We start from the raw sequence: 21,543 nt of genomic DNA, 5'->3' as shown, positions 1-21,543 counted from the left end.
AAGGCGTTATTGATGCGGGAACATAAGGTAGCCTGATGGATAGCTTCTAAGGGCGGAGGTGAGCCGCCCTTGACTGGCTTTATTTAGCCATTTTCACTTCTGTCACCCATTTGGTAATTAACTCTTTGCGTACATCATTGGCGCCATATTTATCCATGTCGTAATTGATCAGTTTCAGATCGGATAATTTAAGCGCCAGAGGAGAAGCTTTCGCCTTGGTATTGGTCAGGATCTGATAAGCTTTCCCTTTCTTCCAGCTCAATTCTTGTGCTTCTTTGGATAACACCCAGTCAACAAACAGTTTAGCGTTGTCCATATTGCGGGCATTTTTGATGATACTTACGCCGCCGACTTCATAACCGGTACTTTCACATGGCGCGATAAGTTTTAGTGGTGCGCCATTTTCTACTTCCAATGAGTAATCATGCAGGAAACCGATACCAATCGCAGATTCGCCACGGGCGGCATTTCGTGCTGGCGCAATGCCGGATTTAGTGTACTGAGAAATATTGGCGTTTAGTTTTTTCAGGTAATCAAATGCCTGATCTTTGCCCCATAACTGAACAAAGGTTGCTAACGCGGTGTAAGCGGTACCTGAACTTTGAGGATCGGCAATCTGAATTTCGCCTTTATATATCGGTTTGGTGAGATCTTTCCAGCAGGTTGGAATCGGCAGATTTTTCTCTTTTAGACGTTCAGTGTTGACGCCATAGCCGAGAATACCGACATAAACGGCGGAGCTGTAGTTGCCTTTACGTTTGGCCGGGTCGCGGAACTGCGGCATGATTTGCGTCAGATTAGGGGATTTATAAGGTTCTAGCAGATCCATCTCTCCCGCTTGAGATTGCGGGTCCAGAGTCCCGCCGTACCAGACATCCGCTTGTGGATTGCGTTTTTCGGCTTCAATTTTTGCCAGAGTACTGCCTGAACCGTTACGGACAAAAGTGGTTTTTACATTGTATTTTTCACCGAATGCTCTGGTTTCAGTTTCACACAGGGCGTTAGTGGCGCTGCAATAAACGATCAAACGTCCGGCGGCCTGAGCACTGTTGGTAAATGCAGCAACGGCCAGACCGGCTGCAATAAGTGTAGAGAAAGGTTTCAGTTTCATTATTTTGTCCTTATTTGTATTCAAAACTGCTTATTATTAGAAAGTAGCGAGGTTACCCCTGCCATATGTTCCCTTTTACCAACGTCTGCCATTAACAGTGGCATCAACAGCAAACCCATCATGGCGGCTGCGGCGGTGAGCAGGGCAAACATCCCTGACCAGCCATAGTGGGCAACCACCTGACTTAGTGGCCAGCCTGCGATTGCTGCGCCCAGGTAGGCGTACAATCCCAGATAACCCGTGACGGTGCCGGCAGCTTGTTTATGGCAATATTCCGTTGCTGCCAGCCCAATCAGCATTTGCGGGCCAAATACAAAAAAGCCGATACTGAAAAAACAAGCTGCCAACAGCGCGTAGTGATGAATGGGAGTCAGCCACAATGCGGTGACAGCTATAAATAGCCCAAGCGCAAACAGGAGAATCATTGGAGCGCGTTGGCCGCGGAACAGTAAATCAGATCCCCAACCAGAAAACAGAGCGCCGGTTAAACCACCGAGTTCAAACAGGGAAAGTGTCGCATTGGCACTGAGCAGATTGGCGCCATGTGTTTCCGACAACCACAGATTTCCCCAATCGTTAATTGCCATTCTGATGAGATAGACCAGAATGTAGGAGCATCCTAGCAACCAGATAGTTTTGTTAGTTAAGATGGTATCCCGCAATATCTGCATCATCGGCATGGGGGATGATAGCTGTTCGTGTCGAAGCTCCAGTAAATCCTGCCGCCACTGCCCCACACTGGGCAAACCGTGCTGTTGTGGTATGTCGCATAACTGATGGCAGAGCCAGATGCCTAATAAAATGCCGATAATCCCCGGCATCATCAGCGCTGTTTGCCAGCCGTAAGTTGTCGCCAGAAAAGCGGACAACATTGGCACGGTAATGCCAACAATATTAATGGAGATATTCCAGTATCCCCACCAGAAGCCGCGCTCATTGCGGGAGTACCAGTGTGTCAGCAATCTGGCGCAGGGGGGCCATCCCCAGCCCTGAAAGAAGCCGTTCAGTGTCCAGATGATCAGCAGTGCAGAAAATGATGAACAGAAAGCGAAGATAATGTTTAACACACCTGTCATCACTAATCCGGCCCCCATAAACCAGCGATAGCCAGTGCGATCATGAAATACGCCGGAAATAAATTTTGAGCTGCCGTAAGCCAGATAGAACAGAGTGGTTATCCAGCCAATATGCCCTTTATCCAATCCCAGTTCCAACTGCATAACCGGCATAACAAAGTTGAAGCTTTTTCGTGTCAGATAAAATGCGGCATAGCCAATGATCATGGAAATCAGCAAACGGCTGCGCCAGCGGCGATAGTGTTGTGAAATCTGTTTCTGGCTGGTGGCTTGCATACCCGGCTCCTCCATGAAAATGAAATATAAAGAAAGGTTGATGAAAATGGATGGGATAAGGTTTTAGGCAACTAGGAATAATTCCTAGTTATGCCTGATTTTCATCAGAATTTGTGGGCAGCTTAACAATTATACGCGTGCCGTTATCATTGCTTAACTGCCAATCTCCACCTAACGCGCGGATACGTTTTTCAATACCTTGGAGGCCAAATCCACCTTTTCTTTTATCTTCTGTAATGCCGATGCCGTTATCACTGATTCTGAGTTCGATCACATCCCGGCGCTGTCGCAGGATGATAGCGATTCGAGTCGCTTTGGCATGTTTGCTGACGTTGTTCAGTAACTCTTGAACCAGACGGTAAAGGGTAAAAACCACTGTTTCATTGGTTGGATTTTGAGGAAGTTGGTAGTCCAACCGGCAATCAATCTGTTGTTCCTTAAACGCAAATTCATGGATCAGATGGTGAAGCGCTTTTTCTAAGGACATCTCTTCCAAAACCGGTGGGCGCAATTGGCGTAATAATTGACGGGTGGATTGGTGGATCTGTTGGGCCAGGTTATTGATCTGTTCCGCGATCATTTCTGTTGCCGGGGTGATGGCGGTACGTTTTATCAGCGTTGCCTGAATTTGAATGGCAGTAATATTCTGACCAATTTCATCATGTAACTCGCGGGCAATACTTTTACGAATATCTTCTTCTGTGTGAACCAGCTTCTTCATCAGAGTATGGCGGGCGGTTAGTTCCTGCTCTAAGAGTTCATGGTAACGTTGTAAATTTTCAGCGAGCTGCTGTTGGCGGCTACGCCAGCCAGCAGAATCGAGAGCCGTTGCCAATACAGGGGATAGCGCCACCAGAATTGTTGTACGATAAGGGTGGGTATTAGGCTGAGAAAGGGTGATAACAGAATGATATTGTGAGTAATAAGTTGTTCGCTGCCGAGCCATAGCAGAATAATAATCTCAGTGGCTAATAAGGTGGGCAAGTAACGACGTCCCAGGAGGATAAACAGTGCCAGCCGTAACCCTTGTGGCAGAAGTAGTGTAGCTTGTTGTCCATTGTCATTCAGGTAAAAGCTGATGGTCCACAGAGCAAGCCAGCTCAGCGAATAAAAAATCATCAGAAAGAGTGATAACAGGCCAAATCGTGATCCTCTGTTCATGGATTCCCCATTAGAATCTGGTGTTGCAGAGCGTAATGAACCAGATCAATGGTGCTATCGCACTGGAGCTTGCAGAGAATATTGGCACGATGCACGTGAACTGTTTTGTGACTGAGATAAAGTTGTTCTGCGATAGTTTTGACATTAATGCCATTGATCAGCAGATCAAATATTTCCCGTTCTCTGGGGGTTAGCACTTGCAGTGCTGTAACCTTCTGTGATGTTTGACGCAGTGCTTTTAGTGCATCAGCGCACAAATAGCAGCCGCCTTGATGTACGGAGCGTACTGCCTGAACTAATTCTTCCGGGCCGCATCGTTTGGTGAGATAGCCGCAGGCGCCGGCATCCAGCGCACTTTGGACAAATGCGGTGGTGTCATAAATACTGAGAATAATGGTACGAAAATCAGGTCGTTTTTGCCGTAACCGAGTGAGCAGGTGCAAACCACTTTCATCCGGCATCGCGATATCCATCACGGCAACATCAATCGGGTTTCTGAGTAAACCCAACCAGGCTTCTTTGGCATTGGCGTATTGTCCGGCGATTTCAAGATCATTTTCAAGCGTGAGTAATTGGGCAAAACCGGAACGGACAACTACGTGGTCGTCAATAAGTGCAACTCTAATCATAATTTTTTTAACGAATAAATAGTAAATACAATAAGTTACATGATGTGCAGGAAAGGCAGGTTGTGCAAATTAATCAACTAAATCTGCAAGAAAGCTAACAAATTTAGCTATGAATTTATGCTCTGAGTACTGGCGTGGCGAAAGCCAGAAAAATGGGGATTAAAATATCTGGCACAATGACAACGCGCCCGTTTTAGCGCGTTGAAATAATATCAGGTAGATTTAATTTGGTTAATAATAAAAGGGTTAACCTGCAATAAGATAAGTAGCTTTCTTGCTGCGCCAGTGGGATAGCGGCGTTTACTTTCCCAGCTTTTTACCAGGTCATAGCTTACGCCAACTGCTATGGCAAACTCCTGTTGTTTCAGGCCAGTTGCTTCGCGTATTGCTTTAACATCAATTTCGGCAAAAGTGTGAACATGTTCCGGTTTTGGCGTCAATTCACCTTTTTCAATTTTCACCATTTCTTCTGCACTAGCTAGAAGATCAGCAAACAATTCATTTTTCATAAATACCTCAGCTGGCTTTCTCAGTAACTTGCATATGATATTTTTATCATACAGTTTAGCCTTGCTTGTTGTTTCACCAATTAATTTAATCCAAGAAAGTAGATACTTTCTTTAATGCTTTCTTCTGCTCTTCCGTTAAATTATCTTGTTCACTTTTTAGGTAGATTAATGCCAAATAAATACGACCTTTACGGGTGACATTATAGTAAATAACTCTAATACCACCCCGTTTTCCTGTTCCCTGACGGCCCCAGCGTATTTTGCGAAATCCACCAGTATCAGAAATAGTGTCCCCTTCTTCGGGGTCATTAATCAGAACTTCTTGAAACTTTCGATATTCATCATCAGTTAGCAGCGTTTGTCGTCTTTTACTGAAACCTTGTAGTTCAATGAACGTAAACATGGTGTCCTCTGATCAATTATCGTTTATGTAGATTGTATGTGTACCATGTACACTTTTGCAAGTATATTGGTGTACGTAGTACATATTTTGCCTATGGAACGACAAACTTACTTGTGATCCGCATTTTTACAAACCAATTTACTTCCTTCTTTGTGCCAAAATCTCAATGATTCCTTGTGTAATAGTTGCCTCTGTGCCGGTAATTTCGGTAGCAGTGTAAGTGTTGGCAGAAAACGAGTTAGTAAGATTGGTAAAAAATCTTATGCCCATCTATAACTTAATTGCCACCGAATCATCATTTGTTAATAAATTACTTTATGGAGCCAATTATTCGTGAATATTATTAAAATTCCCCCTCTGCCCAATCCATTCCCATATATGTTACATCCGTTAGTCAATGCGGGAGAGCCGGAAAATTGTGAGATTGAAATAGCTACGCGTGAATATGCGGATCGTTTCCATCTATATAGTAACGAAACACAGCGGCAACGTTTATGGAAAATGGAGAGTGCACGGTTGGCGGGGTTACTCTATCCAAAGGGGAGTAAGGAATTGTTGCAAGTAGGTTCAGATTTCGTGATGTGGGGTTTTGCCTATGATGATGAATATTGCGATGAAGGGCCATTAAGCATGAATCCTACCGCTTATATTCATAATGCGGCTCAATTACAACGCGCACTTGAGTCTCCTGAAAATCCGGTAAACAACGACCGTTACGCGATGGCAATGCGTGACTTACGTATTCGATTGGAACGCTATTCATCTCCTGCTTTAGCAGGTCGTTTTTTTGAGGTGATACGTACTTACATTATGACTGAAATGTGGAAGGCGGTGGAGCCAAAACCTTCGTTTGATGATTATTTGGTGATGCGTATGTATGGTGGTGGCGCTTGGGCATATCCTGTGTTAAGCCATATTATCGCAGGTATTAATATTAGTCAGGATGAGTTTGAAGATCGCCGCATCCGTGCATTATCAGAAATGATGGACTGCCTGACTGCATGGGATTGTGAAGCCTATGCTTATGCGGAGGAACAAGCACGGGCGATAGATGATAAGGAACATAATGTTATTAGTGTCATATGTCGACAATATGGTTATACGGTTGAACAGAGCATGGAGCATTATTGGGAACTCCGTTGGCGGGTAGTTAGCTTGTTCTTGCGGTTACAAAAAGAGGTATTGATTACCGCATCTCCTGAAGTTCGTGATTACATTAATGGATTGACTGCCTATTACAGTGGTGGTTTGTTCTGGGGTCAGACTTCTAAGCGTTATTGTTCCATCAGTGGTCTTTCCTACGACAATCTATTTGAAGGAGGATTGTGCACCGATATTCTGCCCTCGGAAAGTTTCGAATCACTGGGGCTTCCCTCTTTTGAGTGGTGGTGGGAATACGATCCAGCTCGTAAAACTCATATGAATTAACCCGTGCTACTGGACAACACCTGTCGGCCAAGTTGGGTACGGTGGATTCGAACCGCATTTGCACGGTGCAACCCAACTGCCGATAAGGCGCTACTTCGACGTCGATATAAAAAACTTCGCCCTAGAGATAAATCACGGCTTGTCAGTGATTGTTAACATGCTCACACTTTCTATTGCGTGCCAACCCCTTGGTCTGTAAGGGATAACGAGCGGAGAACATCATAGTGAAAGCATATCAACAGACAGTATCTGAATGGTTGCGCCTTGTTGGTGAACGCCAAGGTGTAGCTTTGAGCATTGGCAGCGATGGTCACTGTACAGTACCTTTCGGCCAAGGTGGTGAGTGCATCATCGAAGTGCCGGGTAATGATGACGTTCAGGCATTTTATTTCTATATTCCTTTGTTGCGATTGCCAGCAGATGAGCCGGGCCAGTTGATGTTGACCCGGGCTGCCCTTGAGTTGAATATGTTCGGTCTTACCACGGGCGGCAGTCAGATCAGTCTGGACAGTCGTACTAATTATCTGGTGTTGAGCTTCTCTGCATTGATCGAGATGTTCGACGAAACGACATTTATGCAGATTCTGGGAGAGTTTCTCGATCTTGGGATCAGCTTACAGTCTCAGTTTCAGGTGATCAGCACCCAGCAGAATGGCGCATCATCTGTGCTGCATCCATTACCCGGCTCAGCCATCGTATGCTGAATTTCGGTCATCTGAATAACCAAGGAGAATAATAAGATGTCTATTCAAGGTATTGGGCACACTCCCAGCGCCACGGCATTGGCGCCCCTTTCGAACGGAGAAGTACAGACACCATCTCGTAATAATAATGTTCATCATCATCTTGCCTCTCATTACACCAGTACTGGTCTTTGTACTCAGGTGTCGCCGGGCAAGGTGATGACCACCACACTGAAATATCTGACATTGAGTGCCCCGGCTCGCAAGATTGGCACTGCCATACAGGGAGGACATGACTCCCATGCACAGAGTGCCAAAGGTAAGGCGCGTTACTGGACTGGGGCCATTATCAAGGGATTGGCTAATATCACGGGCGGTGCCAGTAGTGTAACGAGTGGTGCAATTTCAGTCGGTGTTACAGGCGTTAAAAACCTGGCGGAATCCACAGGGCGTTTGCTGGCATCTTCTGCCTTGGGGCTGGCTGGAGCGGGCGCGAAGGGGGTCTCGCACCTACCGCTTGGCGCATCTGATCGTTTGCAGGCTGGAACGCGTGCCGAGCAATTGCTGAATTCTGCCAAGGTGATCGCCAAACCTGCGTTTGTGGCTAAAGCGGAGCAAGAGCCGTTGAATGCTGTGGGAGCTAAGGCAGTGATGGATGCGGCTCAATTGGCGAGAATTAGTTGCTCCAGTAGCTATCGGGATATGCCTGCGAGTTACAGTCATGCCACTTTAGCTGATATCCCGTCCTCAATACTGGCTCGCCGGGAGGATGGCAGTGGCGGAACTGGCAGTGAGTTAACTCTGCATGTTCGCCCCAGCAAGGGGGAGAATGATCCTTTAATCCTTGAGGGAGACGGCTGGTCTGCGCTCAAGGTTGCTGTTTACAAACGTGACGATACTATGGTGCTCTCCTTCGTGGGCACCCAGCCAACTAAGCGTCCTGGTACGGTGAAGAGTGATGTCGGCGCTGCTTTGGGGATCAAGGACAGTGCGTTTCAGGATGCTGACCGTTTGGTCAAGGCTTTTACTAAACAATATGGCGGCAAGGTTGAGGTTCTAGGCCACTCCTTGGGCGGCGGGCTGGCGCAATATGCGGGCATCAAACATGGGATCAAGGTCACCGCATTCAACAGCATGGGATTGCATGTAGGATTACGGGATCGGCTGGCCGACAAGTTGGATAGTGCCAACGTCACCCACATCAATACCAGTAGCGATCCGCTGAGTCAGAAGGTCGAACATGGTATTTGGGGGCTGGATGCTTCTTCTCAGGTAGGTAAGCGTTATGTAATTGAGCATTCAGGTGGTCACCGTATGGAGTCGGTGACCGCAGGTTTGGAAGCCTTACTGGCTTAATGACTCGATATGTTAGGACAGCGCCTCCTGCGGGAGGCGCTGTTGCTGCCAATAGACAACTGTATTTAACGCAATTGCACCTTATTTCAGTGCCTTGAGGATTTGCCAGGCTGCTTTGATGCGTGCCTCGTTGGGGTAGTTTTTGTTGGCCAGTAGCACAATACCCATTTGCTCTTGCGGCACAAACGCGACATACGCTCCGAAGCCATTGGTGGAACCGGTTTTATTGATAAAAAGCGCATCCGTTTGCGGCTCTGGCGGCGATAGTTCCGTGGTTTTGTTGGCCTGATAAGCGATCTGCGCCGAGTTGCCGCTCAGTACCTGCTCAAGGGTAACGGGCCAGTGATAAAGCTCCCAGCCCAGCCCTTGCGTCATCTCTCCCACCCGGTAATAGCCGGTATGGGTTGCCCGAATGGCCTGTGCCAGTTTGCTGTCACCTACGCGGGAAGGATCGATATTCGCATCTACGAAGCCGATCAGCTCCTGTGCACTGGTTTTCAGACCATAGGCTTCCTCATCCAGCACGCCGGGAGTGATGCGAATCGGTTTATTCTCTTTTGAATAACCCAATGCATAATTTTTCATCTCCTGCTCGGGCACGTTAAACCGGGTATGGTGTAGACCAAGTGGTGAAAGGATTTGGTTTTTCACCAGTATTGAGTAAGGTTTTTCAAGGCGTTGGGCAACGATATAGCCCGCCAGGCCAATGCTGGGATTGGAGTACTGGCGGTAGGTTCCGGGCGTGTACTTTGGCTGCCAGTGCTGAAACCAGTCCACCATTTTGCTATTGCTGTCGATCTCATCAGGGAATTGTAACGGCAGGCCGCCCGCGGTGTAGGTGGCAATATTCAGCAGGTTTATGTTGTCAAAGGCGCTGCCTGCAAGCGGTTGAAAATGCTGGCTGGCCTTATCGGAGAGGGAAATGGCTCCCGTCACCTGCGCCCAAGAAATCAGGCTGCCGGTAAAGGTTTTGCTGACCGATCCTATTTCAAAGAGGGTCTCTTTGGTGACCGGCGTGTTGCTCTCTTTTGATGCGTCACCGTATTGATAGAAAAAATGTTGACCGCGGAAAGTCACCGCAATCGCCATTCCTGGAATGTCATATTCCTGCATCAGGGAGTGTATGGTCTTATCAACGGTATTTGTCAGATGGGGCTGATCGGGTGTATTCGAGGCTTGAGTGCCGAGAGAAGCGGCAAGCAGCAAACTGCCAGTCAGCACCGAAAATCGTTTTGTCATGTGGCGTGTCCTTCAATTACAGTGAGAGCTTTCAGTCTTGGATTCTATCAGGATTTACACGCCAGCAGGAGGTAACAAGGTAAAAAGAGGTGTCCTAAGATTATTCCCCGTGGGAAGCTCAACGCTTTATCGCACAATAGCCTCCTTTCTTCACCTAGTGATAGCCCTGAGTAACGGTTCTGAATTCAAAAATGGCTGTCATTTTGCCCGTTATTTGGGGGAGAGTTCCCAAAGAGCACAGTAGTGGTGGGAATACGATCCGCCCGTAAAACTCGTATGAATTAAAGAATAACGAATGAAAAGGATTGCTTGTTAATAAAGTGATTGTCTGTATCCCATCATGTCTGAGGCGTATTTTATCCAGTATCAATTCATTCTCATGCTTTAGTTCAAAATAACGAATAATCCTAAATTGATTGAATTATGATTGTTTGGGGTTGTTATTCTTTTTTGTAGATATTTTCAACACATTAATGCCATAATACTTGAATGGGTATTTTAGCAAAATTCTTTGTTATCAACCATATGATCTGCTCGGTAAGATTTACCTACTTTTACAATTATTAACCACTAGTTTAGTTGTATATCACTTTCTGTTCGTTTTACACTCCAGACAGTTTAGTTTATTTATCTGAAAATTTAAGTGTTGGTGATCTGGTTAATCAGCTTGTGCTATGCGCAGTCTCAATTATTCGATTAAGAAACTAATGAAAATGACAGAACTTCAAGTATGTCCGAAGTAATGCATACAGGCATCTCAAGTCCAAATTATCCCGCATGTGAAGGAGTCGAAGATGAAAAAACAACAGCTTAGGCTGGCGGTTTTGTGTCTGTTACTGGCTGCTTGTAGCCAGTTTCCGGCGCAGGCAGGCGTGATTATTGCGATTAACCATACCAAATGGGCGATTAACCGGTTCAGTGTGGATGATACACCGGGTATCGATATTATCGGACCGTATCAGGGTGGTGGGGGTGGTTGCTGCTATAGCGTACCAGCGAAATGGAAACCGGGTATGACGGTCCGGGTGGATTGGGAGACTGGCGTGGGGGAAATGGATGGTTTTCCTGGTTTTGGAGATGATGAGAAATATTTAGCTTGGCAAAAGAAAATGGACACTTACAAACGCCAGCATAACCGGGTAGTACCGATACCCTATTATCAAAATGGCGGTGATACCTGCGGTATTACTGTGCATTTTTTACCCTGTGATCAGGTCAAGGTCACCACTTCTTGTTACGCCTACGGTAGTCCAAACTACCCAATTAAAGAACCTTTGAAAATGACGGAGCCGAAAGTATGTCCGAAGTAATACATACAGGCATCTCAAGTCCAGATTATCACTATGTGAAGGAGTCGAAGATGAAAAAACAACAGCTTAGGCTGGCGGTTTTGTGTCTGTTATTGGCTGTCTGTAGCCAGTTTCCGGCGCAGGCAGGCGTGATTATTGCGATTAATCATACCAAGTGGGCGATTAATCGGTTCAGCGTGGATGATACACCGGGTATCGATATTATCGGACCGTATCAGGGCGGAGGAGGAGGCTGTTGCTATAGCGTGCCAGCGAAATGGAAACCGGGTATGACGGTTCGGGTGGATTGGGAGACTGGAGTAGGGAATACAGAAGGGTTCCCGGGTTATGACAAGTGGGATGAATATTTAGCGTGGGTAAAAAAAATGGATGCTTATACACGCCAACATAGCCGGGTAGTACCGATACCCTATTATCAAAATGGCGGTGATACCTGCGGGATTACTGTGCATTTTTTACCCTGTGATCAGGTCAAGGTCACCACTTCTTGTTACGCCTACGGTAGTCCAAACTACCCAATTAAAGAACCTTTGAAAATGACGGAGCCTAAAGTATGTCCGAAATAAATCATAACGATACTGTCTGGTTGCCGGCACCTTTCCCGGCTCAGGGACGGTTGCCAGCCAAAAGCTATCTGGTCGGACAAAATTGCCGCCAACAAATTAGTCAAGAGAGAGCTTACCATCAGGAGCTCTGTCTGGCTGCGGATCGTCGGGTGGCACCGCCCTGCTGTAAGACCCTGCATGTCAGCCTGTTTTTTGACGGGACCGGCAATAATTTATATAACGACCTTTATCAGGCTGTTCCTAACCACCCGACCAATATTGCCCGTCTTTTCCAGGCGACGATTGGGGCCGGTTATGCCGGTGGTGCGGCAGGTAAGCCGTTGCTGGATGATGTCGACAGCACTGGCGGAAAGTTCTTTAAGTATTATATTCCCGGTGTGGGTACCCCCTTCCCGGAAATTAATGATCTGGATTACACCACATTAGGACTGGCTGGTGCCGACCGGGGTGAGGACCGGATCAATTGGGCGTTGCTGCGGCTGATTGATGTATTAAAACGCGTATTAGCAAACGACAAAATTGATGATACTGCTTGTCAAAAATCCCTTGAGGCGATGGCCACGACATGGCACACGCTGGGTTTGGGTGGCGCACATAACCGTTATGCCGAGTTTTATAAGCAATTTTCTGGCTTGAAACGTGAGCTAGTCATAGCCCGCAGCCAGCCGGGACGGGGCAAATCCAAACTGCTGGGGATGAAGTTGTATGTGTATGGTTTTTCCCGTGGGGCAGCAGAGGCACGGGCCTTTGTCAACTGGCTGGCTGAACTGTTGCCGCCCCCCAAAGAGGATAACTCGAAGCCGTCGCAGTGTCTGCAAGCGAAAAACGAAACCGACCCGGAGTGTAACTTGCCCATCAGTGTGGAGTTTCTCGGGCTGTTTGACACGGTGGCGTCGGTCGGGGTGAGCCATGTGGTTCCTGTCGTTGAAGGCCATATGGCCTGGGCAGACGGCACGCAGGAGCTGCCATCGGAGGATACTTACGGCGGGTTGGTGAAACGTTGTGTGCATCTGGTCTCGACCCATGAACAGCGGTTGAGTTTCCCGATGGACTCCATTCGCCGTTCGGACGGCACTTATCCGACAGGCAGTACTGAGGTAATTTATCCTGGGGTGCATTCTGATTTGGGCGGCGGTTATCCACCGGGAGAGCAGGGCAAGTCAATAGGTAAAACAGATGGTCTCCTTTTATCACAAATTGCTTTGCATGAAATGTATGCGGCAGCGTTTGAAGTTGGAGCACCGCTGAAAGTAGATGCTGCATCTCTTCCGCAAGATTTAAGAAAGGATATTTGGCGAGTGATGTCTTTGGAATTAGCAAAGGAATTTGCAATCGCTCCAGATTTAGCTAACCGCTTCAATGCCTGGCGTGAAGTCACCCTGGGCCTAGAGATGCCCAAACAACCCTTGTCGGAAGAGGAAGCTGCCCGCTTTGAACCGGTACGGTCAGCTGTGGCGCTGGAGCAGGCCATGAAAAACCAGCTGGACTGGCTGACAGCCTGGCGTATCAACCGTTACGCCGGCGGTACACTGCTCAGTACGCCGTTTTTTCATGAAGCTCCTAACCGTGATGCGAAAAAAGCCCACTATGAGCAAAGTCAGCAGGCGCAGGAAGAAAAGCAACAGGCGGTGTTAAAGCAACGGAAAGCCCAGCGGACGGCTTTCGCTTCTAACGGTGGACGGGGAGAGCCACCGGTGTTGTCCCCGGGAGTGCCGGATTTTGACCCGGAAACTGCACAGAATCAGTTGCGGGAAGCAGCCGCGGAATTTAGCCGTGACTACCGGGGAGAACGGCGTGAAATACACAGTGTGAAGCAATTTGTTGTTGATGACATTCTGGGCAATGCCCTTTATCTGTTGAACAGTGATGATGAGGATAAGGAATATCAGCAAATGAAAGCGGCGGGAGAGGTATTGGTCAAACGGCTTTTTCGGTCAATCCCGGCGGGAAAAACCGGTCAACCAGAATCACCGGAGTCATTGCTGGTCGACCTGTATGACAATCAGGTGCATGATTCCCGCGCCTGGTTTATGTACTCTACGCTGGATACGCGCGAGCCGGAGGGCGGTTATTTCCGTTACCGGGTGATTTACTTCGGCAAAATGTGTAATAAACCCCTGTCGCTTTTGACGGTGAGCGGCAATGTGGTGGGGGCTGTGTCACCGGTTGGCAGTGCCTTGTTTATCTTCAAACGGAAAAAAGTCGGCAACATGGTGGCGGATGCCATCGACGAAGCTCACTGTACTCAGCTGGAAGTGAGCGCCCACGATTTATCCACCCGGGAACTGATCCCCATGTTACCGGACGCAGAGCGGACGAAAGCGTTCACCCATCATGTAGGCGAGGTGACCGGTCAGCAGAGGCAGTTTATTGAAGCGCGGCGATTGCAAATCGGCAAAGAGAATCTCAAAGCGCGTTGGGCAGGAAAGACGCTGGAACCGACTCCGCTAGGGGAGCCGGAGAAATGAAAAACGTTATCCGTCAGGGCGATAGCCTGCATGAGTACGGTTATTCTAAGTCTCCAGAATGGCAAGTAAGTCGTTAATGTTGTTGCCTGAGTACTGACTCAGGCTAATATCATCCAGCCACTATAGATCTGTTTTCTCCGCTAATTATCTCTTTAATTTGAATGAAAGAGGTTTCAGCCAATAGACACCCAATCACAAAATTTGTGATCGCTATCACCTGACAAAATAAAACTTTGCGGTTGCTGATTGAAAACCAAGGGCTTTCGTTTCTTTATGTCAATTGTTACCCAAAATGTGGATGAAAACTGATTTTTTGGGTAAATAGTCAGTAACCAGAGAATTTAATATTTTCTTTCGCTTTGTTTCTAATCGAAACCTTTTATGCCAGTTTTTGGTTATATAATAGACTGTAATAGCGATCACAATTTCGTTTGGTTGCTTTTGCTGTAATTAAATCGAAAGAGAGGGAAAGCAATTCATCACAGGCGGTATAAATTTGTCGCTGAAAATCTGAGGAGTATAACGGAATGGCTGTGGATACCGTAAAAAGACGTGAACAGATTATCGACTTGCTGTGCCATGAGGGCAGCGTACGTGTTGAACATTTGAGCACCCGTTTTGGGGTTTCCAGCGTCACTATCCGTAATGACCTGCGTTATCTGGAACAAAAAGGCTGCGCACTGCGTTCTTATGGCGGTGCCATGTTAAATCAGCAATTCGCCTTTGATCGCCCTTTGCAAGATAAAGGCCGGATGAATCGTGATGTGAAATCGCGCATTGCGGCTAGGGCGGCACAGTTTGTTCAGGATGGTGATGCCTTGATCCTTGACTCCGGTTCGACTACCACGCAAATCGTACCATTTCTTAAAGAGCGACGTGATCTGGTCGTCATGACTAACGCGTTGAATATCGCCTATGAACTGGCGGGATTTGACCGGATGGAGGTGATGGTGCTTGGCGGGAGTGTGCGTCAGAACTCCTACTCGCTCTATGGCCCGGCGGCGGAACAGCAATTGCGCCAATATCGCTTTGACATCCTATTTCTTGGCGTCGATGGTTTTGATCTGGAAGCAGGGATAACCACGCCACATCCCGGTGAAGCCCACCTTAATCGCGTAATGTGTGAGGTGGCGCATGAAATTATCGCGGTGGCGGATGCCAGTAAATTTGGGCGCAGAAGCTTTTGCCTGATCCGTCAGGCCGGGCAGATTCATCGGCTGATTACTGACAGTCGGATCCCTGATAACTACAGGCGGGCATTAATTGAACTCGGCGTGGATGTGGTTATTGCCGACGAATAGTTCTTACCGAGATTCTTGCCCGCATGGGAGACACCATGCAGTCACTATTACAACTTATCCGTCGTCACAAATCAGGTGAAGCAGTGGGGATCTATTCGATCTGTTCCGCTCATCCTTGGGTATTGGAAAGTGCTTTGCGCGTCGCTAAAGAGCGTAAGACCTCGGTATTGATTGAAGCAACCTCTAATCAGGTCAATCAGTTTGGTGGTTATACTGGGATGCAACCTGCTCAATTCCGGGATGCAGTTTGGCAACAGGCCGATCGCATTGGTTTATCGCGTGATCGTGTCTGGTTAGGTGGCGATCATCTTGGACCCAATGTCTGGCAGGATCTTCCCGCTGAACAGGCAATGAAACTGGCTGAAACGTTGATACACGATTATGTGGCGGCGGGGTTTCGTAAGATACATCTCGATTGCTCAATGTCCTGTTTGGATGATCCAACGCCGCTTGGCGACAAGGAGGTTGCGGCACGTGCGGCTCGTTTGTGTCAGGTGGCGGAACGTTGTTGGCAACAGGTGGGGGGAGACCCGCCTGTTTATGTGATAGGTACCGAAGTGCCGGTACCGGGCGGAGCGAAGGAAGCATTGGCAGGAGTGCAAGTCACGACGCCTCAGGCCGCGGCGACAACGTTGAGTGTACATCAACAAGCGTGGCGATTGGCTGGACTGGAACCGGTATGGCCGCGGGTGATTGCGCTGGTGGTGCAACCGGGTGTGGAGTTCGATCACCATTATATTGAACATTATCAACCTAAACGTGCAGCGGCACTGAGTCAATATATCGAATCTCAACCCTATTTAGTCTATGAAGCTCATTCTACTGATTATCAAACGGCGCAAGCTTACCGTGAATTGGTACGTGATCACTTTGCCATTTTGAAAGTCGGCCCAGCTTTGACTTTTGCTTTACGTGAGGCGCTTTTCGCACTCGATAAAATCGATGGTGAATGGAATGGGGAACAAGACGCGGCTCATCTGTGTGCTACGTTAGAACAGGTCATGCTTGAGCAGCCGGAGCACTGGAATCGCTATTACCACGGTACATCGCATCAACAGTTTATTGATCGTCAATACAGTTTGAGTGATCGCATTCGTTACTACTGGCCGCATCCGCAGGTACAACAGGCAGTGAATACCTTGATGGATAATCTGCGTTGTCGTCCGGTTTCCCTTTCACTGTTGAGTCAGTACCTGCCGGAGCAGGCGCAGGCCGTTAATGCCGGAAGGTTGGATAATGACCCACATGCCTGGGTGTTGGATAAAATTCGTTCTGTGCTCTTGAGCTATGCGCAGGCTTGTGAGCTTGGGGTACAAGGAGTTTTAGCATGAATGAGCTGTTTTCCTATGCCGAAGTCTGGTTGCGTGAGCACCATGCGTTGCATACTGCCAGAGAGATTCATCAACAGCCTGAGCTTTGGCGTCAGTTATATCAAAATCTGCAACGTGAGGAAGCGTTGTGGCGACCCTTTTTGCAGCCTTTATTGTCTGATCCAGAGTTACAGATAGTGCTGTGTGGCGCAGGTTCCTCCGCGTTTATCGGGCGCGCATTGGCGCCTTGGTTGCGTGAGCAGTGTGGACTGAATGTGGTCGCGTACAGCACCACAGACATTGTGCCTTCTCCTTTGCAATATCTCGATCCAACGCGTCTGACATTGCTGATTTCCTATGGGCGATCGGGCAATAGTCCAGAGAGCGTGGCGGCGGTAAAACTGGCGGATCAGCTCCTGTCACGCTGTTATCACCTGATGCTGACCTGTAATCCCGGCGGTGCGTTAGCGTGTTATGCCGAAGGGTGCTCTCACGTCTGTTCGTTGAATATGCCACAGGGTTCTCATGACCAAAGTTTTGCTATGACGTCCAGTTTTAGCTGCATGACGTTAGCAACAGTGCTGCTGCTAGGGCCATTGACGTTGGAACAGAGTAGGTCGTCGTTGATGGCGATGACCGCGTTGTGTGAGCGGGAAAGGGGGCAGTGGCAGGCACAAATTAAGCGGCTGGCCCGTTGTGGTTTTAAACGCATGATGTGTTTGGGTTCCAGTTGTTTTACTGGGGTAGCAGAGGAGGGAGCGCTCAAGATGCTGGAGTTGACTGCCGGGCACGTCACGACGCGTTACGATTCGTCAATGGGGGTGCGTCATGGGCCGAAGTTTATGATCGAACGCGATACGTTGGTGGTCATGATGCTTTCGGCTGATCAGTATCGTCGTCGTTATGATCTCGATCTGTGGCATGAGCTGAATCATGACGGATTGGCGTGTCAAATTGTTGCACTGAGTGGCACACAGGGGAAAGGGTTCACGGTGGTTAACAGTGAACAAGACGATATCTGGCTGTTGTTCCCCTATTTGATATTTTTGCAGATGCTGGCGTTTGAAACCTCGCTGGCACTGGGCATAACGCCAGACAATCCATGTCCGACAGGGGAAGTCAACCGCGTGGTGAAGGGGGTGGAAATTTATCCTTATCATCCATCGTATTCACCAAGAATAAAATGTATCAGGAGTGATTATGTCGATACCGAACATTTTAATGACTCGAATTGATAACCGGTTGGTGCATGGTCAAGTCGGTGTGACCTGGACCAATTCACTGGGGGCCAATTTGGTATTGGTGGCTAATGATCACGTTGCCGGTGATTTGATGCAGCAAAATCTGATGGATATGGTGGTTTCTGATGGGGTTCAGACGCGTTATTTCACCCTGCAAAAAACCATTGATGTGATTCATAAAGCGGCTGAGCGCCAGAAAATTTTTATCGTCTGTAAAACGCCGCAGGATGTATTGACGTTAGTAAAAGGCGGTGTACCGATCCGCTTCGTTAACGTGGGTAATATGCATTTTGCTGAGGGAAAGCGTCAAATCCATAAGACGGTTTCGGTTGATGATAGCGACGTGGTGGTGTTTCGTGAGTTGGAACAACTGGGCGTCACTTGCGAAATTCGGCGAGTGCCGGATGAAGCGGGAGAACCTATCGCCAAATTGCTGGTTTGAGGGGGGAGTTATGCTGATTGATGCGATATTGATTGGGTTACTGGCTGGATTGGCCGGGGTGGATCTGTTCGACGGGTTGACTCATTTTCATCGTCCAGTGGTGATTGGGCCGTTGGTCGGGCTGATTTTAGGGGATGTGCAGACGGGTTTGCTGGTCGGGGGGACACTGGAGCTGGTCTGGATGGGAATGGTGCCACTGGCAGGTGCTCAGCCGCCAAATGTGGTGATTGGTGGCGTGATTGGTACGGCATTTGCTATTTTGACTCATGCTGATCCTAAGGTAGCGATTGGTATCGCGGTGCCATTTTCCATTGCGGTGCAAGGCTGCATCACCCTGCTGTTTACCCTGTTTTCACCCATGATGCATAAGTGCGATCAAATGGTGAAAGCGTTGAACTGGCGCGGCGTGGAGCGTGTGAACTATCTGGGTATCACCATTCTGTTTTGTTTCTACTTTATCGTGGCATTTCTACCGGTCTATTTCGGTGCCGATGCTGCCAGCGTCATGGTACAAAAGGCGCCGCAATGGTTGTTGGATGGTCTGGCGGTTGCGGGCGGCATGATGCCTGCTATCGGTTTTTCTATGCTGATGAAAATCATGATGAAAAAGACTTATATCGCTTATTTCATTTTAGGTTTCATTTCAGTCACATTCCTCAATATGCCGATTATTGCTGTAGCTCTTGGCGCTTTTGCGATTGCATTGATCGATTTCTTTAACCGTTCCCGTATGGAGGAGGCCGCTGAACGCAGCGTGCCTACCACTCAATCTCAGGAGATGGAAGATGGCATTTAACGGCACCGATGCGGCGATGGCTGCTAAAGCTGAGAACAGGATGGCGCAGGCGCTGGCAACCAGCCAGGTTGAGCAGGATGACTATCAGGACACGATACCGAGTGAGGATCTGACCAAAGGCGATTTGAATCGTATGGCGTGGCGCTCTTTGTTGCTACAGGCGTCATTTAACTATGAGCGTATGCAGGCGGGGGGCTGGTTGTACACCTTGATCCCGGGTCTGCGTAAGATCCACAAGCATCCGCAAGATCTGGCGAATTCTATGAAGATGCATATGGAGTTTATTAATGTGCATCCGTTTGATGCCACCTTCCTGTCTGGTTTGGTGCTGGCAATGGAGCGAAATAAGGAGAAAATTTCCACTATTCGCGCCGTGAAAGTGGCGCTAATGGGGCCGCTAGGTGGGATTGGCGATGCATTGTTCTGGTTGACTCTGTTACCTATCTGTGCAGGTATTGGGGCTTCTCTGGCGCTACAGGGCAGTCTGTTTGGTCCCATCATATTCCTGTTGTTGTTCAACATTGTGCATTTTGGCTTGCGTTTTGGTCTGGCGCATTATGGCTATCGTGCAGGAACCAGTGCGTTGGCATTGTTGAAAAAGCATACCAAAAAGATCTCCCATGCCGCTTCGATAGTAGGAATGACGGTAATCGGGGCGTTAGTGGCTTCCTATGTTCATCTCTCGACGCCGGTGGTGATAAACGCCGGTAAGGCCAGTGTGGCGTTGCAGAAGGATGTGCTGGACAAACTAATGCCTAATTTGTTGCCGTTGTGTTTCACCCTGCTAGTGTTTTGGTTGATGAAAAAAGGATTTTCCCCGGTCAAGTTAATTGGTTTGACGGTTGTGATCGGTATTGTAGGGAAGTTTGTGGGTTTTCTTTAATAAACGGCACCGAGGAGAGGGAATGTTAGGTATTGTAATCACCGGTCATGGACATTTCGCCAGTGGGTTGTTGCAGGCAGTGGAACAAGTTGTCGGACGACAACCGCAGTGCTGTGCTGTCGATTTTCCTGAGGGAATCAGTACGCAACAATTATTGGTGTTGTTGGAGGCGGCCTGCACAGCCTGTGATAGTGGTGAGGGTATCATTATTCTCAGTGATTTACTGGGTGGATCACCATTTCGACAGGCGGCGCAACTGGCAATAGCTAATCCATGTTATGAAGTTATTGCCGGTACGAATATGCAATTGGCGGTAGAGATGGTGCTAGATCGTGAAGGTATGACGCTGGAAACATTTCGTGATACGGCGCTGGAGTGCGGGCGGCGGGGATTAACCAGCTTGTGGCATGAACAGCAGAAACGAGGGTATGACAGCCCGAATCTGGATGGCATTTGAGGAGCTTATATGTATCTGATTTCCAGTCGTCAAATGTTGAAAAAAGCCCTGCGTGAAGGCTATGCGGTTCCTGCTTTTAACGTCCATAATCTGGAAACTGTCCAGGTGGTAGCGGAAACCGCTGCACGCTTGTCATCACCGGTTATTCTGGCAGGTACGCCGAGTACTTTCAGTTATGCGGGGACTAACTACCTAGTGTCAATCTGTCAGGATGCTGCTCGTCGCCACAATCTGCCGCTAGCGTTGCATCTCGATCATCATGAGGAACTGGAGGATATCAGTCATAAAGTGACCGCAGGTGTGCGCTCGGTAATGATTGATGGCTCGCATTTACCCTTTGAAGAGAATATTCGTAAGGTGGCTGAGGTGGTACGATTTTGCCATCGTTACGATGTTAGCGTTGAGGCGGAATTGGGGCGGCTAGGCGGGCAGGAAGATGATTTGCAGGTCTCCAGTGCCGATAGTTTTTTTACCGATCCGCTGGCAGCAAAAGCCTTTGTTGCCCGTACCGGTATTGATTCTCTGGCGGTAGCGATTGGTTCTGCGCATGGTTTGTATCATGGTGAACCGCATTTGGATTTTGATCGGCTAGCGGCAATCTGTGAACAGGTGGATATTCCGTTGGTGCTACATGGTGCATCGGGTATTCCTGAAGTGATGATACAGCAGGCGATTGGTCTTGGTGTATGCAAAGTCAATGTGGCGACCGATCTGAAAATTGCTTTTTCTGATGCGGTAAAGCGTTATTTCATTCAGCATCCAGATGCGAATGATCCACGTAAATATATCGCGCCAGGAAAACAGGCTATGCAGGCAGTAGTAGAAGAAAAAATCCGGATTTGTGGCAGTGCAGGTAAGCTGTATTCGTGAAGGTTCTATTTTTTCATCCTGACTATTA

At 48.2% G+C, this 21,543-nt stretch carries 20 protein-coding genes and 1 pseudogene; 14 read left to right on the top strand and 7 right to left on the bottom strand.

The genetic code is table 11. The features are described from left to right. Nucleotides 1-79: 79 nt before the first annotated feature. The 6 genes and pseudogenes from ACGF49_RS03985 to ACGF49_RS03960 form a co-directional block, all read right to left on the bottom strand. Nucleotides 80-1,111, bottom strand: coding sequence for an ABC transporter substrate-binding protein (locus ACGF49_RS03985; RefSeq protein ID WP_387489752.1), 1,032 nt, complete (start codon nucleotides 1,109-1,111; stop codon nucleotides 80-82). 20 nt (nucleotides 1,112-1,131) lie between these two features. Further along, on the bottom strand, nucleotides 1,132-2,478 hold the full coding sequence (gene uhpC / locus ACGF49_RS03980) for an MFS transporter family glucose-6-phosphate receptor UhpC (protein ID WP_146748099.1): 1,347 nt from the start codon (nucleotides 2,476-2,478) through the stop codon (nucleotides 1,132-1,134). A gap of 73 nt (nucleotides 2,479-2,551) precedes the next feature. Beyond that, nucleotides 2,552-3,624: pseudogene (locus ACGF49_RS03975) on the bottom strand (MASE1 domain-containing protein). Continuing rightward, entirely contained in the window at nucleotides 3,621-4,253 is a 633-nt protein-coding gene (locus tag ACGF49_RS03970; RefSeq protein WP_228900582.1) for a response regulator transcription factor, read from the bottom strand. The pseudogene ACGF49_RS03975 and the gene ACGF49_RS03970 overlap by 4 nt, the downstream one beginning before the upstream one ends. Nucleotides 4,254-4,465: 212 nt before the next feature. Further along, complete coding sequence (gene nadS, locus ACGF49_RS03965; protein WP_113042687.1) at nucleotides 4,466-4,762, bottom strand: NadS family protein; 297 nt, start codon at nucleotides 4,760-4,762, stop codon at nucleotides 4,466-4,468. An 85-nt stretch (nucleotides 4,763-4,847) separates the two neighbouring features. Continuing rightward, a complete protein-coding gene (locus ACGF49_RS03960) occupies nucleotides 4,848-5,165 on the bottom strand; it encodes a type II toxin-antitoxin system RelE/ParE family toxin (RefSeq protein ID WP_113042689.1) in 318 nt (105 codons plus the stop codon). Between the two features lie 333 nt (nucleotides 5,166-5,498). On the opposite strand from ACGF49_RS03960, the gene ACGF49_RS03955 reads away from it, so the two are divergent. The 3 genes from ACGF49_RS03955 to ACGF49_RS03945 all read left to right on the top strand — a co-directional run bounded on the left by ACGF49_RS03955 (nucleotide 5,499) and on the right by ACGF49_RS03945 (nucleotide 8,632). Further along, a complete protein-coding gene (locus ACGF49_RS03955) occupies nucleotides 5,499-6,593 on the top strand; it encodes a terpene synthase (protein ID WP_271859525.1) in 1,095 nt (364 codons plus the stop codon). A 224-nt stretch (nucleotides 6,594-6,817) separates the two neighbouring features. Next, nucleotides 6,818-7,297 carry a CesT family type III secretion system chaperone gene (locus ACGF49_RS03950; protein WP_191214863.1) on the top strand — a complete coding sequence of 160 codons (480 nt, stop codon included), beginning with the start codon at nucleotides 6,818-6,820 and terminating at the stop codon, nucleotides 7,295-7,297. Nucleotides 7,298-7,333: 36 nt separating this feature from the next. Then, entirely contained in the window at nucleotides 7,334-8,632 is a 1,299-nt protein-coding gene (locus ACGF49_RS03945; RefSeq protein ID WP_262977756.1) for a phospholipase, read from the top strand. An 81-nt stretch (nucleotides 8,633-8,713) separates the two neighbouring features. On the opposite strand, the gene ampC is transcribed toward ACGF49_RS03945, so the two are convergent. Next, nucleotides 8,714-9,871 (bottom strand): class C beta-lactamase, encoded by a 1,158-nt coding sequence (gene ampC, locus ACGF49_RS03940; RefSeq protein WP_387489744.1) that lies wholly within the window; start codon nucleotides 9,869-9,871, stop codon nucleotides 8,714-8,716. 794 nt (nucleotides 9,872-10,665) lie between these two features. Between ampC and ACGF49_RS03935 the strand changes: the two genes are divergently transcribed. The 11 genes from ACGF49_RS03935 to ACGF49_RS03885 all read left to right on the top strand — a co-directional run bounded on the left by ACGF49_RS03935 (nucleotide 10,666) and on the right by ACGF49_RS03885 (nucleotide 21,515). Then, entirely contained in the window at nucleotides 10,666-11,181 is a 516-nt protein-coding gene (locus ACGF49_RS03935) for a DUF3304 domain-containing protein (RefSeq protein ID WP_387489741.1), read from the top strand. A gap of 50 nt (nucleotides 11,182-11,231) precedes the next feature. Continuing rightward, entirely contained in the window at nucleotides 11,232-11,747 is a 516-nt protein-coding gene (locus ACGF49_RS03930) for a DUF3304 domain-containing protein (RefSeq protein WP_387489738.1), read from the top strand. Continuing rightward, the gene (locus tag ACGF49_RS03925; protein WP_387489735.1) at nucleotides 11,735-14,215 is read left to right on the top strand and encodes a T6SS phospholipase effector Tle1-like catalytic domain-containing protein; all 2,481 of its coding nucleotides are present in this window, start codon (nucleotides 11,735-11,737) and stop codon (nucleotides 14,213-14,215) included. The genes ACGF49_RS03930 and ACGF49_RS03925 overlap by 13 nt, the downstream gene beginning before the upstream one ends. Before the next feature lie 527 nt (nucleotides 14,216-14,742). Beyond that, nucleotides 14,743-15,516 (top strand): transcriptional repressor AgaR, encoded by a 774-nt coding sequence (agaR, locus tag ACGF49_RS03920; RefSeq protein WP_113042701.1) that lies wholly within the window; start codon nucleotides 14,743-14,745, stop codon nucleotides 15,514-15,516. A 35-nt stretch (nucleotides 15,517-15,551) separates the two neighbouring features. Then, nucleotides 15,552-16,847, top strand: a complete 1,296-nt coding sequence (locus ACGF49_RS03915; RefSeq protein ID WP_262977752.1) for a D-tagatose-bisphosphate aldolase, class II, non-catalytic subunit — start codon at nucleotides 15,552-15,554, stop codon at nucleotides 16,845-16,847. After that, entirely contained in the window at nucleotides 16,844-18,061 is a 1,218-nt protein-coding gene (locus tag ACGF49_RS03910; RefSeq protein WP_387489730.1) for an AgaS family sugar isomerase, read from the top strand. Before ACGF49_RS03915 ends, ACGF49_RS03910 begins: the two co-directional genes overlap by 4 nt. Continuing rightward, a complete protein-coding gene (gene agaV, locus ACGF49_RS03905) occupies nucleotides 18,027-18,509 on the top strand; it encodes a PTS N-acetylgalactosamine transporter subunit IIB (RefSeq protein ID WP_011145207.1) in 483 nt (160 codons plus the stop codon). Before ACGF49_RS03910 ends, agaV begins: the two co-directional genes overlap by 35 nt. Nucleotides 18,510-18,519: 10 nt before the next feature. Beyond that, nucleotides 18,520-19,305 (top strand): PTS N-acetylgalactosamine transporter subunit IIC, encoded by a 786-nt coding sequence (agaW, locus tag ACGF49_RS03900; RefSeq protein WP_113042706.1) that lies wholly within the window; start codon nucleotides 18,520-18,522, stop codon nucleotides 19,303-19,305. Beyond that, nucleotides 19,295-20,188: a PTS system mannose/fructose/sorbose family transporter subunit IID gene (locus ACGF49_RS03895; protein ID WP_113042707.1), complete on the top strand. Its 894-nt coding sequence runs from the start codon at nucleotides 19,295-19,297 to the stop codon at nucleotides 20,186-20,188. The genes agaW and ACGF49_RS03895 overlap by 11 nt, the downstream gene beginning before the upstream one ends. A 22-nt stretch (nucleotides 20,189-20,210) precedes the next feature. Then, the gene (gene agaF, locus ACGF49_RS03890; protein WP_112877043.1) at nucleotides 20,211-20,645 is read left to right on the top strand and encodes a PTS galactosamine/N-acetylgalactosamine transporter subunit IIA; all 435 of its coding nucleotides are present in this window, start codon (nucleotides 20,211-20,213) and stop codon (nucleotides 20,643-20,645) included. Nucleotides 20,646-20,654: 9 nt separating this feature from the next. Continuing rightward, on the top strand, nucleotides 20,655-21,515 hold the full coding sequence (locus tag ACGF49_RS03885) for a tagatose bisphosphate family class II aldolase (RefSeq protein WP_113042709.1): 861 nt from the start codon (nucleotides 20,655-20,657) through the stop codon (nucleotides 21,513-21,515). The last annotated feature ends 28 nt before the right edge of the window (nucleotides 21,516-21,543 follow it).

Source organism: Photorhabdus sp. RM96S (assembly GCF_042879335.1).
GTDB lineage: Bacteria > Pseudomonadota > Gammaproteobacteria > Enterobacterales > Enterobacteriaceae > Photorhabdus > Photorhabdus kayaii.
This window is presented reverse-complemented; position numbering and strand designations above follow the sequence as displayed.

Bases quoted from the DNA above. Each gene is read 5' to 3' on its own strand.
- ACGF49_RS03895 (WP_113042707.1), top strand. From the start codon at position 19,295: ATGGCATTTAACGGCACCGATGCGGCGATGGCTGCTAAAGCTGAGAAC.
- ACGF49_RS03985 (WP_387489752.1), bottom strand. From the start codon at position 1,111: ATGAAACTGAAACCTTTCTCTACACTTATTGCAGCCGGTCTGGCCGTT.
- uhpC (WP_146748099.1), bottom strand. From the start codon at position 2,478: ATGGAGGAGCCGGGTATGCAAGCCACCAGCCAGAAACAGATTTCACAA.
- ACGF49_RS03945 (WP_262977756.1), top strand. From the start codon at position 7,334: ATGTCTATTCAAGGTATTGGGCACACTCCCAGCGCCACGGCATTGGCG.
- ampC (WP_387489744.1), bottom strand. From the start codon at position 9,871: ATGACAAAACGATTTTCGGTGCTGACTGGCAGTTTGCTGCTTGCCGCT.
- agaR (WP_113042701.1), top strand. From the start codon at position 14,743: ATGGCTGTGGATACCGTAAAAAGACGTGAACAGATTATCGACTTGCTG.
- ACGF49_RS03910 (WP_387489730.1), top strand. From the start codon at position 16,844: ATGAATGAGCTGTTTTCCTATGCCGAAGTCTGGTTGCGTGAGCACCAT.
- agaF (WP_112877043.1), top strand. From the start codon at position 20,211: ATGTTAGGTATTGTAATCACCGGTCATGGACATTTCGCCAGTGGGTTG.
- agaV (WP_011145207.1), top strand. From the start codon at position 18,027: ATGTCGATACCGAACATTTTAATGACTCGAATTGATAACCGGTTGGTG.
- ACGF49_RS03960 (WP_113042689.1), bottom strand. From the start codon at position 5,165: ATGTTTACGTTCATTGAACTACAAGGTTTCAGTAAAAGACGACAAACG.
- ACGF49_RS03930 (WP_387489738.1), top strand. From the start codon at position 11,232: ATGAAAAAACAACAGCTTAGGCTGGCGGTTTTGTGTCTGTTATTGGCT.
- ACGF49_RS03970 (WP_228900582.1), bottom strand. From the start codon at position 4,253: ATGATTAGAGTTGCACTTATTGACGACCACGTAGTTGTCCGTTCCGGT.
- nadS (WP_113042687.1), bottom strand. From the start codon at position 4,762: ATGAAAAATGAATTGTTTGCTGATCTTCTAGCTAGTGCAGAAGAAATG.
- ACGF49_RS03885 (WP_113042709.1), top strand. From the start codon at position 20,655: ATGTATCTGATTTCCAGTCGTCAAATGTTGAAAAAAGCCCTGCGTGAA.
- ACGF49_RS03935 (WP_387489741.1), top strand. From the start codon at position 10,666: ATGAAAAAACAACAGCTTAGGCTGGCGGTTTTGTGTCTGTTACTGGCT.
- agaW (WP_113042706.1), top strand. From the start codon at position 18,520: ATGCTGATTGATGCGATATTGATTGGGTTACTGGCTGGATTGGCCGGG.
- ACGF49_RS03925 (WP_387489735.1), top strand. From the start codon at position 11,735: ATGTCCGAAATAAATCATAACGATACTGTCTGGTTGCCGGCACCTTTC.
- ACGF49_RS03915 (WP_262977752.1), top strand. From the start codon at position 15,552: ATGCAGTCACTATTACAACTTATCCGTCGTCACAAATCAGGTGAAGCA.